The organism is Gilliamella bombi, from assembly GCF_900103255.1.
In the GTDB taxonomy this organism is placed as follows: Bacteria; Pseudomonadota; Gammaproteobacteria; order Enterobacterales; family Orbaceae; genus Gilliamella; species Gilliamella bombi.
The window spans coordinates 157-12,225 of the sequence record NZ_FMWS01000020.1; the positions used below are offsets into that span (position 1 = coordinate 157).

Genomic DNA, 12,069 nt, shown 5'->3' on the forward strand with positions numbered 1-12,069 from the left:
TAACCAACCTTCACCCGTTTTAATATAAGTAATATCGGTTACCCATGTTTTATTAGGCTTATCAGGGTTAAATTGCCTATCTACTCCATTAAAATATTAACAGATCAAACCTTTAGCACCCACTAACACTCAGAAAACCAATTTAGTTTTTCCCGTAATGCAACAACAGGCCCAATAATAATTAAACTAGGACTACAGGCTTGCAAAGATAATTGTGCTAAATCGCATAACTGGCCCGATATTACTTTTTGTTTCGTTGTTGTGCCTTCTTCAACAATTACAATTGGCGTATTTGCATTCATACCGTATTTAATTAATTGTTTTTCGATGTTACTAGCTTGAGATAATCCCATATAAAAAACTAATGTTTGTTTTTCAGCGGCTAAACTCTTCCAGTCAAGGTGATTACCATCTTTCAAATGACCAGTAATTAAACGTACGCTATGAGCATAATCTCGATGCGTTAATGGGATCCCACTATATGCAGAACAACCTGAAGCTGCTGTAATTCCTGGTACTACAGAAAATGGAATATCGGCGTTAAATAATGTTTCGAGCTCTTCACCACCTCGACCAAAAATAAAAGGATCTCCACCTTTTAAACGTACAACACGCTTACCTTTTTTAGCTTGTTGTAAAAGAATCTGATTTATTTGTTCTTGAGGTACACAATGAAAACCTGCTCGTTTACCAACAAAAATACGTTGAGCATCGCGACGGGTTAGATTCATAATTTCATCCGATACTAATCTATCATAGACAATAATATCTGCTTGTTGGATTTGCTGTAATCCCTTTAAAGTCAACAAGCCCGCATCACCTGGGCCAGCACCAACTAACACAACCTCACCACGGGAATCAAGTGAAGTATCAAATAACTCATTAGTGAGTTTTTCAACATGATCTGAATCGCTATTAGCAATCGCTTGAGCTAACCTATCATGAGAAAATAACCTTTCCCAAAACCGACGACGTTCCGTCACTGTTTGATAGGTTGTTTTAACTTTATTACGTAAATAACCGGCATATTTAGCTAATTTTCCTAAATGTTGAGGTAAAATGGACTCTAGTTTTTCACGCAATAATCGAGCCAAAACAGGAGCATGCCCTTCTGAAGAGACAGCAACCATAATAGGAGAACGATCAATAATTGAGGGCATAATAAAACTCGCATCTTTTGGAGAATCAACCACATTACAAAAAATACGCCTTTTTTCCGTCTCAACACTCACCCTTTGATTAGTTTCCTGACAGTCTGTTGCCGCAATAACTAACCATTTATCATTCAGTAATTCGGCATTAAACTCCCCTTGAACTAAAACTAGTTGTTTTTGTTCATTCCAACATATGAATTGCTCGTTAAATTCATGCGCATTGACAGTTAAGCGGGCACCAGCTTCAAGTAATAATCGAGCTTTACGTTCAGCAACTTCACCGCCACCGACCAATAAGCAATCACGGTTTTCTAGCTTACAAAATAAGGGGAAATAATCCATAACACCTCAAAATAAAACATTATCTGTTTAAAAATTTATTAACAACTAACCTCTAATAATAGAAATTTATTAATTATCCTATTGTTAATTGCTTCGTTATTTTTTTATCACTAATTATGATTAAAACCAAATATAATCCTAATTAATTTAACGTCTTTGGGGGATTGCTTACCATGCTTTCCCCCTTATATTGGTTATTTTAACCACATTTCCTTAATTAAACAGCTATTAAGGTCGATCTTCTTTGGGGGTTGAATACCAGTATCCCAGTCCCATAAATAATGCACCAGAAACAAGATTTCCTAATGAAACCCATAATAGATTATGACCAATTCCAGCTAATGTGTAAGCATCGCTATGATGACCAAACCACGAAAGTGAAAAAAGTGTCATGTTCGCAACGGAGTGTTCATAACCACAAGCAATAAATGCTAACAAACACCACCAAATAGCGATAAACTTTGCCGAACCTTCAACTCGATTAGCCATCCAAATCGCTAAACAAACTAACCAGTTACATAAAATACCTCTAAAAAATAATGCCGAAGCTGAAGCAGATGTTTTTGCTAAAGCCGCTGCATGAACCAAACTAGTATCCGTTGATAATAGAGGTGTTGAAGCATAAAAATACAATGCAGCAACAAAAATTGAACCTAATAAATTTCCTAACCATGTTTGTGGCAATACTGTCCACATTTGGGTATGAGTAATTTTTTTGCATTTTACTCCTAGGGTTAAAAACATGGTATGCCCTGTAAATAATTCAGAGCCAGCAATTACAACCAATGTTAAAGCAATACCAAACGTTGCTCCCATAAGTAAAGGTCTTATTGATGGTTCAACAAGGTTTCCTAAAGTAAAAATCAAAATAATACCTATTCCTACATAAGCCCCAGCCATAGCAGAACTTAGCCAAAAACCAAATGGGTTCGTTTTTGCCAAACGAACAATACGCGCAGCATTTGCTGCACATTTATTAATTGTCTCTGTATACATAATTAATTTATCCTTTTAAAAATACATTTAGCGCGACTTTACTTGTACGATCCCATCGTCATTAACATCTACTTCATAATGAGGGATTGAATATTGTTCATCTTCCAAACAATAACCATCTTTTAAACGAAAGCGTTGCTTTTTAAGCGGACTTGCCACCCATAACTCATTTTCATGTTCTGCTATAATGCCTCGGGATAAAACACTTGCCTTAGCAAATGGATCAATATTACTAATCGCATAAAGCTCAGCATTATTATAAGGGCGAAAAATAGCCACATGATCATTACCAACAAGTGCACAAACTCCTGTGCCAGGTAAAATCTCATCAAGTTTACAAATAGTTATCCATTGACTCATATTATTCCCCTAACATTACTTTACGTTCTTCTGCTGTTGCTGGGCGATGCTGAGCACGCTCAGGTACGATTTGGACATTCTCATCACGTTTGTTACTATTAATAAAATGAGAAAATCGAATTTGACCTTCTGTATTTTCAACAGCTTCCTTCCATTCACATACCATTAATTTACGTAAGCGTGTCATTTCACTTTCTAACTCAGCATTTATGCCTAATTTATCGTCAATAATAACACTACGTAAATAATCAATACCGCCATCTAAATTTTCAAGCCAGACTGACGTCCGTTGTAATTTATCTGCGGTACGAATATAAAACATAAGGAAACGATCAATATATCGAATTAGTGTATTTTTATCGAGATCAGCAGCAAGTAAATCAGCATGACGAGGCTTCATACCACCATTACCACACACATAAAGATTCCATCCCTTTTCAGTAGCAATAACACCAATATCTTTACCTTGAGCTTCGGCACATTCACGCGTACAACCTGATACGCCTAGTTTAAATTTATGTGGTGCACGAATGCCTTTATAACGGTTTTCTAGCTCAACGCCCAAACCAACACTATCTCCGACACCGAATCGACACCAAGTACTACCTACACAGGTTTTTGCCATTCTTAATGCTTTGGCATAAGCATGACCACTCTCAAAACCAGCCTCAATAAGCTCCTTCCAAATAGCAGGAAGATCGTCTTTTTGTGCTCCAAATAAGCCAATGCGCTGTGAACCAGTAATTTTAGAATAGAGCTGATATTTTTTAGCTATTTGACCAACAGCAATTAATCCTTCTGGAGTAATTTCACCACCAGCACTACGCGGAATTATCGAATAAGTACCATTTTTTTGAATATTACCTAAGAAAATATCATTACTATCTTGTAGAGGAATCAAATTATCTTTAAGAATATAATCATTCCAACATGAAGCTAATAAAGATCCGACGGTAGGTTTACAAATTTCACAGCCATAACCTTTACCATGTTTTTTAATCACTTGCTCAAAAGACGTTAGGCCCTCAACACGGATAAGATGATATAACTCCTGACGAGAGTATTTAAAATGTCCGCATAATGCATGGCTGACCTCAATGCCTTGTTTAGCTAACTCTAAATTAAGAATTTGTGTAACAAGTGGAATGCAGCCTCCACACCCAGTCCCAGCTTTAGTTTCAGCTTTTATTGCTGCAACCGTATGACAACCAGCATTAATGGCATTAACAATTTTTTCTTTAGTCACATCAAAACAAGAGCAAATCTGTGCTGAATCGGGAAGCGCATCAACACCCATAGCTGGTTTTGCTCCTGCATGTGCAGGCAGTATCAACGTATCTGGATGTTCAGGTAGATCCATATCATTAAGCATTAATTGCAATAAATTACTATAATCTGACGTATCGCCAACCAATACCGCACCCAAGAGTTTTTTATTATCATTCGAAACAACCAATTTTTTATAAACTGGCGTTGTTTCATCTAAATAAACATAACTATGACACCCTATTGTTTTTGCTTTAGCATCGCCAATGCTACCGACATCGACTCCCATCAGCTTTAGCTTAGCGCTCATATCGGCGCCTTCAAATTTATCTGTTTGTCCCATTAAATGCGCTAAGGCTATCTGAGCCATTTTGTAGCCCGGTGCAACTAAACCAAAAACCTTGTTTTGCCAACAAGCACATTCACCAATAGCATAAATATCAGGATCCGAAGTTTGGCAATAATCATTAATAACAATTCCCCCACGAGGACCGATTTCTAACTCGCATTCTTGAGCTAATTTATCATTTGCTCTAATGCCAGTTGAAAAAACAATAAAATCGACTTCAAGTGCAGAGCCATCCGCAAATTGCATGATTTTCCCAGCAGGTGTATGAATAATTTCTTGAGTATTTTTACTGGTGTGAACACCTACCCCCATCTCCTCAATTTTACGACGCAGTTGTTCTCCACCCTGAACATCCAACTGTTCGGCCATAAGCACTGGAGCAAACTCAACCACATGCGTTTCCATGCCTAAGTTTTTTAAAGCTCCAGCTGCCTCAAGTCCAAGCAATCCACCACCCACAACAGCGCCTTTTTGACAACGCTTTGCACATTCCTGAATAGCATCAAGATCTTCAATCGTACGATAAACAAAACAATCCGAACCATTAGCACCTTTAATCGGTGGTACCCAAGGATAAGATCCTGTCGCAATAATCAATTTATCATAAGCAACAATTCGCCCTTGTTGAGAATGAATCTCCTTACGCTGACGATTAATTAAAATAGCCCGTTCATTAAGTAAGACTTTAATATTATTCTCTTCGTATAAACCTTCACGAACTAGAGAAAGCGCTTCTGCTGTGTGACCAGAAAAATAAGAAGAAAGATGTACCCGATCATAGGCAAGACGAGGTTCTTCACAAAAAATAGTAATATTGAATTGATTGGGCTGCATTTTATCAATTAACTCTTCAATAAAACGATGCCCAACCATCCCATTACCAATAATAACGAGGTTGGTTTTACTCATACATAACTCCAATTTTAATTTAATTAAATTGCTAAAAAATTTTAATTTAATAACATTGTATGAAACTGTACATAGAATATAATTACCCTCAAGGATTACTACTTTAGTAGTATTTAAATATCAACTTGCTAAAACGCACTTAAAATAATTGCCAATTTTAGCTAAACCAGTATAATTAGCCGACTAAATAAATTGAGTAATAAAAATTGAATTACAATTCAAGAAAGCTGCCTTCACGTGAAACCTTAGCTCGAGCGCAAAGATTTAACGATGACATCGTTGATGTTTCTGGTGTTGATCTGGTTTTGAGCTTAATAACAACGGCCGATCTAATTCGTGCTAATATCTATGCGCAATTAGATAAAGATTACGGCGTTTCTGAAGGTAAGTTTGCCTTATTGATGTCATTGTTTTCAGAAGGTGAAACCTGTGCCAGTGATCTTGCTTTGCGCATTGGCGTAACACCTGCGACAGTATCAGTAATGGTTAAACGAATGCTGGCAGCGCCAGAGCCTTTAATCTCGATGTCAAAAAGTGGTGATGATGGTCGTTCTCGATTAATCACTTTAACACATACAGGCGAAAAGCTGATTCAAAATGCATTACCCAATCACCTAAAATCAATTCGCGCTTTTGCACAAGTACTCAATTCGCAAGAACAAGAGTCTTTAATATTGATGTTACGTAAATTATTACGAAAATAACGGACTTTAATCATTAAAGTTCTTCATTTCACTTAAATAGTTAGCTGACTAAATAAATGGAAAATAAGCTATATATGAAAAAAAATGTCAAAATTCCTGTTATCTTTTTACTCCTGCTAATCTTTGGCTCATTTTTAATCTTTTTAGGTTCAAGAAATGATGCGGTCTCGGTTGCCAAAAGCATCAAATCTGGTGTATTAACTGCCGATGAGATTAATATTGCCTTTCAAAATGTCGGCGGAAAAGTCACCAAGCGATTTGTAGAAGAATCACAAATAGTAAAAAAAGGTGATCCTTTAATGCAATTAGAAGATATCGATACCAAACTAGCTATCGATCGACTACAAGCTTTAGTTGATAGCCAAAAGGCGGCAGTAAACCAAGAACAAAAAAATATTGAAATCACTGAAAGTGAAACCAACCTTTCAGAATTATCAACTTGGCGAAAAATAGAAGAAGTGCAAGCCAATTTAGAAGCAGCGAAATCGGCTCGATACCTAGCTAATACTGAATTTGATCGCCAAACCCAATTACGTAAATCGGGGGGAAACTCGCAGTCACAACTTGATAATGCTCGCAATGTTTTTATTAATGCAAAAATGCAAGTTATTCAAATTGAAAGCCAACTTTCTACCTTAATGATTGGTGCGACGCCTGAACAAATTAGCCAATTTGAACAAACAAAAAATGCAACAGGAATGACAATACAATCAATCTTAATTGCACGACAAAAACTGCAAAACCGCCAAAATCAATTAACACAGCTTCAATCACAACTCGCGCAAGGCGAAGCTGAATTAAAACAACTACAGCTTAATTATGATCGACTAACATTAAGAGCACCCGAAGATGGAAAAGTATTAAAACTTATGTTTGAAGATGGCGAAATGGTACCAAACGGTGCGCCAGCAGTCTTATTAGAAACCGATCGTAAATATATCGACATTTATGTGAATGAAAAAATGGTTAATGATTATCAACCAGGCACAACGGTTACAGCAAATGTAATTGCACTTAACAAAGAAGTAAAAGGAAAAGTTCGCTTTGCCACCGCTGCACCATCATTTGCTGATTTACGCATGACACGAGAACGAGGTCAAGCTGATTTAACCTCTTATCAAGTTAGAATTTACATAGAATCAATTCCTAAACTATTAACTGGAATGACACTTGAGGTTGAAAAATGATGCAAAACATCATTAAATCCATGCTTGAAGAGCTTGACGCCATGTTGTCTGGCCATTTTATACCTTATTATAAAGTTTCGCTTGGCTTAGCTGCTATTGTTTCGCTTGTTTTTTCAATTGTATTAAGTCATGGAGCTGTGTTTGAAGGAAAAATTGCGGTTATTGATCTTGATGGTTCTCATTATTCGACTGAATTAATTAGCAAAGTCAATACATCGCCTTATATTGAAGTGACAGAAGTAATAAGATCGCCAGTAAATCCAATAACATTGGTTTCACACGACCGTAATTTAGGTGTTTTATATATTCCTAAAGGTCTAGAAAAAAGCTTAAAAAAAGGCGATCAAACCGTACGCCTAGGCTATTTTGCTGATGATACAAACGATGCACAAAATGCCAAAGTACTACAAAGCCTTAATGAATATATTCCAGAATTGGGGGCTGAACTTAGTGTTGGTAAAGTTGCAGCATTAGGACTTGGTAAAGAAGGCATTGAAGCAACTTTATCACCAATGCAACTTAAAACACGATATATGTTTAATCCAGCAAGCTCGTCCACCATATCGACGATTATATATTTTGTCTACTTTTTCTCGTCACTGACTTACGGCCTAACCTCATTAATGATTATTGGCCGCTTGAAAGTAACTGGCATGTGGGAACAAACAATAGAAAGAGGACTCTTACCTTTATTAGCAAAAACAATCCCTTATGCACTATTTTTTACAACAGCATTAACGCTTATCACAGCCATACTTGTTATATTTGGACAACTGCGTTTTGACGGTAACTATTTTGCTTTTGTACCGAGCATATTTATGACAGGATTAGCATTTGGTTGGCTAGGATTGTTACTGTCTTGGAAAACTAACAACCCAGGAGAAGGCGCTGGTCGAATGATTTTCTTAGTACCTCCAGGGTTTATCATGGGCGGTTCAACAATGGCTGTGGGAATAATGCCAATTTGGACTTACTATGTCAGCCATGCTTTCCCATTAGTTTGGTTATTTAAATTTTTCCGCGATTTTGCCATGCGAGGGCGTTCACTGATTGATATGTTAGCAACTTATGGGGCTTTCATCATCTATTTAACGATTATTGCTTTTGTCGTGATGATATTTGTTGAGCGAGCAAAAAAAGCGGCTAATGCATCATAATTTATTAGTAATTTTAGTTTCGAGCGTTTTAAGCATTATAAAAAAAACAATACAATACCTCGCTCGAAAAAAATAATCGATAAATTTATGTATATAAAAAAGCCTAATTTGTAGGAAAACGTCGAGTTATTTACAATTCATGATTAAAATAATCCTCTAAAAACTCATAAGACGTTTTCCCTGAAATCGCTTTATACGGTATAAAAATTAATAAAGCGTTTGAGCTTTTGTTTTCTAACCTTTGAATCGCTCATTATTTGCTGATTGTGCAACCTCTCAATTAACGAACGTATCACACTTTCGATTTAACCATTCGTTTGAAAGCAGGCAGATTTGGTGAATGTTTAATCGATATGATGGTTCTCACACATTTTAATAAATGGAAAACAAAGAAATCTAAATTCATCACAAAACGGTATAGAATCCTGAATATTTTTTACAAAATAGCGCCTAAATGTGAATAATTGGTTAAATATCTAATAGTTAGAATACAACTCACCTAGAAAATGACGCTATCTGTATCCCGTGTTTTATATTCAATGGGAGCATGTTATTTAATGTTTGATGAGATCTTTCAGTGCAATAAATGGCTAGACAACTGACCATAAAGCGGTTAGCCAAATCAGTGACGGTGATTTTTCTTTATGATATAGGCATCATCATCTGTTTGGGATACAGAGTTATGTCTATGCATTACAATTGTTTTTCAAATTACGGTAAACAACGCAAGTCATTCCTACAAATACTTAATGTGCTATCACTTAACACATTTTAACCAGCAGCGTTCAACTGCTGGTAATGAATTGTACGTTCTTGCTAATTCAAAACAACGCCTTGATCTTTCATATTATAATTTACCTGCACTACCGCAAATACGAATTTTATCTTCAACAATTTTTTTCATGGCAGCTTTTGCTGGCTGCATATAGTGTCTTGGATCGTTGACGTCAGGATGGAGTTTAAAATCTTGTTTTAAAGCATCTGAAAAGGCAATTTTTAATTCAGTTGCCACATTTACTTTGCAAATACCCAATGAAATCGATTTTTTTACCATCGCCTCAGGTATACCCGATGCACCATGTAACACTAGTGGAATATCAACTTTATTTCGAATTTTGGCTAATCGTTCAAAATCAAGTTTAGGCTCACCTTTGTACATACCATGAGCTGAACCAATAGCTACCGCAAGTGAATCTATTCCTGTGCGTTCGACATACTCTTTTGCCGCATTGGGATCTGTAAAAGCACTATCTTTGTTATCGACAATAAGATCGTCTTCTTGCCCGCCAAGCCGCCCTAATTCGGCTTCAACACTAGCATTATATTTATGACTAAAAGTAACCATTTTACTAACTATATCAATGTTTTCTTCAAAGGGGTGATGCGAAGCATCAATCATAATCGATCTAATTCCTGCCTCTATTTTTGTTTGAATATCACTGATATTTTCATGATGATCCAAATGTAACGCAAAAGGAAAATGATGAATGCTTGCTGCTGTTTCACAAATACTGATTAAATACTGTATTCCTGCGTAACTATAAGTTGCTGGCGTTGCTGCAAGTATCACGGGGGATTGCATCTGTTTAGCGGTATCAATAACAACTTGGATAGTTTCAAGGTTGTGTATATTAAATGCGGGCACAGCATAACATTCACGTTGAGCTTTTTTTAACATCTCTTGACTAGAAATAAGATACATAATTTAATCCTCATTAATCTGTTATTTTGCAATGATTTTGGTGACTTTAACGTGTTGATAATACTTGTCATAATTATCCATATTGACAAAACCGGTTTGCGATTCCATTGCATTTAGCATTCCCATAGTCATCGCACGTTTAAGCATTACCTCTACAGCTTCATTTTCATGAATGCTAACAGCAAGCCCAGCTAACGTAACATCACCCGATCCAACAGGATTAACCACGTTAATTTTAGGAATTGAAACTTGGTAATAATTGTGATGACAACGAGCAAAAGCACCGTTTTTACCTAATGAGATGATGATAAAAGCAATATCATTTAGTAAAGGATGATTAACGGCTTTAACTAATGAAGTTACATCATTTGGATCGATATCCATTTGAATAATCTGCTGTAGTTCATCTTTATTGGGTTTGATTAAAAAAGGTTTATTTTTAGAGATGAGCGTTTCTAATAACATCTTACCGGATGAGTCTAGCAATACAGGGATCTGATACTTATTTGCCTTTTCAATTAATTGAGTATAAAAACCGACTGGAAATCCTTGTGGCAATGACCCTGAAATAGCAATAACCTGCGCTTGGCTAAGCAAATTTAGGTAGTGTTCCAGAAAAACATTGACATCATGATTATCTAATACTGGCCCTGACTCTAGGATTTCAGTTTGATTTCCCTCATGTAAAATGGCAATACAGTTTCTTGATTCATGTTGGGTGATATAAAAGTTGTAATTAATATTATCGTTATCTAATTGTTTTTGAATATACTCGCCCGTTGTTCCACCAATAATGCCTGATGCAAGAACAGGAATACCTGAGTATTTAATGCCTCGAGTTACATTAAGCCCTTTACCTCCTGCGGTTTTTTTTACCTCTGAAACTCGATTAATATCATTAATCGCTAATTTATTTAATGGATACGATATATCCACCGAAGGGTTCATCGTAATTGTTAATATCATATTTTCTCCTACGCATTGATATCGTTGGGAGAAATAACAAGCTTAAATGATCACTACCATTAAATCGACTTGGCTAGAAGCAAAAATTTTTATCATTTAGGGTATCGAACCTAAACGAGTAATGGTTTTTAATATTTATGACCAATTAAGATATAAAAACACACGAGTGTAAGCACAAATATTAAACCGCTATTAATTTAATACCTTTTACCACAAATTCTTGTTTACAGCTACTGTCAACATCAGTATCAGTAATAATGGTATCAAGTTGGCTAAGTGGTAACACAACATTAATCCCATTACGACCAAATTTTGATGAATCGAGCACGGCAATCACATTTTTGGCGACATTAGCCATAACACTGCTGATAGTGTAACCTTCGTTAAACGTTGTTATTCCTCTTTTTGCATCAATTCCATCTGCACCAACAAACAAAATATCAGCAGAGATGCCAGTTAACGATTGCTCAGCAATTTTTCCATGAAAAGAACGCGTTTTATGTCTAAGTGTACCACCACACATAAATAGCATAATGTCACTATTGTCTGATAATATAAATGCAGAAGTAAGACTATTGGTAATCACAGTAATATGCTTCAATTTTACGAGTTCTTCAGCTATCAACATGGTTGTACTACCACTATCTAAAATAATAGTGTCACCTTCTTTAACATGTTTAACCGCTTCAATTGCAATACGTTTTTTAGCTTCTATAAATCGCTGATAACGTTCTTCTAATTGCAGTTCTTTAAATGATTTTAAGTCACCGTTATTTATGATTTTGGTTGCTCCGCCATGAAATCGTGTTAGCACTCCTTGTTTTTCTAGCAATCTCAGATCGGTTCTGGTTGTGACCTCAGAAACATTGAACTGTTCCGACAAATCAGAAACTAACACAGTTCCTTTCATATTAAGAAGTACTACTATCTGTTGGCGTCTTTCACTTGCATTCATAATATTTCCTTTTTCGAAAATT

The 12,069-nt window shown here is 36.0% G+C and carries 10 protein-coding genes; 3 read left to right on the plus strand and 7 right to left on the minus strand.

Features of this window, described 5'->3' with window-relative positions:
• Window positions 1–122: 122 nt before the first annotated feature.
• The 4 genes from cysG to nirB form a co-directional block, all read right to left on the minus strand.
• On the minus strand, window positions 123–1,496 hold the full coding sequence (cysG, locus tag B9N71_RS04930; RefSeq protein ID WP_085164522.1) for a siroheme synthase CysG: 1,374 nt from the start codon (window positions 1,494–1,496) through the stop codon (window positions 123–125).
• Between the two features lie 228 nt (window positions 1,497–1,724).
• Window positions 1,725–2,492 carry a nitrite transporter NirC gene (nirC, locus tag B9N71_RS04935; RefSeq protein WP_085164524.1) on the minus strand — a complete coding sequence of 256 codons (768 nt, stop codon included), beginning with the start codon at window positions 2,490–2,492 and terminating at the stop codon, window positions 1,725–1,727.
• A 27-nt stretch (window positions 2,493–2,519) separates the two neighbouring features.
• Entirely contained in the window at window positions 2,520–2,852 is a 333-nt protein-coding gene (gene nirD, locus B9N71_RS04940; RefSeq protein ID WP_085164526.1) for a nitrite reductase small subunit NirD, read from the minus strand.
• Between the two features lies 1 nt (window position 2,853).
• Window positions 2,854–5,376: a nitrite reductase large subunit NirB gene (gene nirB, locus B9N71_RS04945; protein WP_085164528.1), complete on the minus strand. Its 2,523-nt coding sequence runs from the start codon at window positions 5,374–5,376 to the stop codon at window positions 2,854–2,856.
• A 206-nt stretch (window positions 5,377–5,582) separates the two neighbouring features.
• Between nirB and B9N71_RS04950 the strand changes: the two genes are divergently transcribed.
• The 3 genes from B9N71_RS04950 (at window position 5,583) to B9N71_RS04960 (ending at window position 8,424) form a co-directional block, all read left to right on the plus strand.
• A complete protein-coding gene (locus B9N71_RS04950; RefSeq protein WP_085164529.1) occupies window positions 5,583–6,080 on the plus strand; it encodes a MarR family winged helix-turn-helix transcriptional regulator in 498 nt (165 codons plus the stop codon).
• 74 nt (window positions 6,081–6,154) lie between these two features.
• Window positions 6,155–7,267, plus strand: a complete 1,113-nt coding sequence (locus B9N71_RS04955; protein WP_081296749.1) for an HlyD family secretion protein — start codon at window positions 6,155–6,157, stop codon at window positions 7,265–7,267.
• Window positions 7,264–8,424, plus strand: a complete 1,161-nt coding sequence (locus tag B9N71_RS04960) for an ABC transporter permease (RefSeq protein WP_208610439.1) — start codon at window positions 7,264–7,266, stop codon at window positions 8,422–8,424. The genes B9N71_RS04955 and B9N71_RS04960 overlap by 4 nt, the downstream gene beginning before the upstream one ends.
• Before the next feature lie 847 nt (window positions 8,425–9,271).
• Here B9N71_RS04960 and B9N71_RS04965 read toward each other — a convergent pair.
• The 3 genes from B9N71_RS04965 to B9N71_RS04975 all read right to left on the minus strand — a co-directional run bounded on the left by B9N71_RS04965 (window position 9,272) and on the right by B9N71_RS04975 (window position 12,047).
• Entirely contained in the window at window positions 9,272–10,126 is an 855-nt protein-coding gene (locus B9N71_RS04965; protein ID WP_085164531.1) for a tagatose bisphosphate family class II aldolase, read from the minus strand.
• Between the two features lie 21 nt (window positions 10,127–10,147).
• Window positions 10,148–11,092 (minus strand): hexose kinase, encoded by a 945-nt coding sequence (locus B9N71_RS04970; protein ID WP_085164533.1) that lies wholly within the window; start codon window positions 11,090–11,092, stop codon window positions 10,148–10,150.
• 181 nt (window positions 11,093–11,273) lie between these two features.
• Entirely contained in the window at window positions 11,274–12,047 is a 774-nt protein-coding gene (locus B9N71_RS04975) for a DeoR/GlpR family DNA-binding transcription regulator (protein ID WP_085164535.1), read from the minus strand.
• Between the last annotated feature and the right edge of the window lie 22 nt (window positions 12,048–12,069).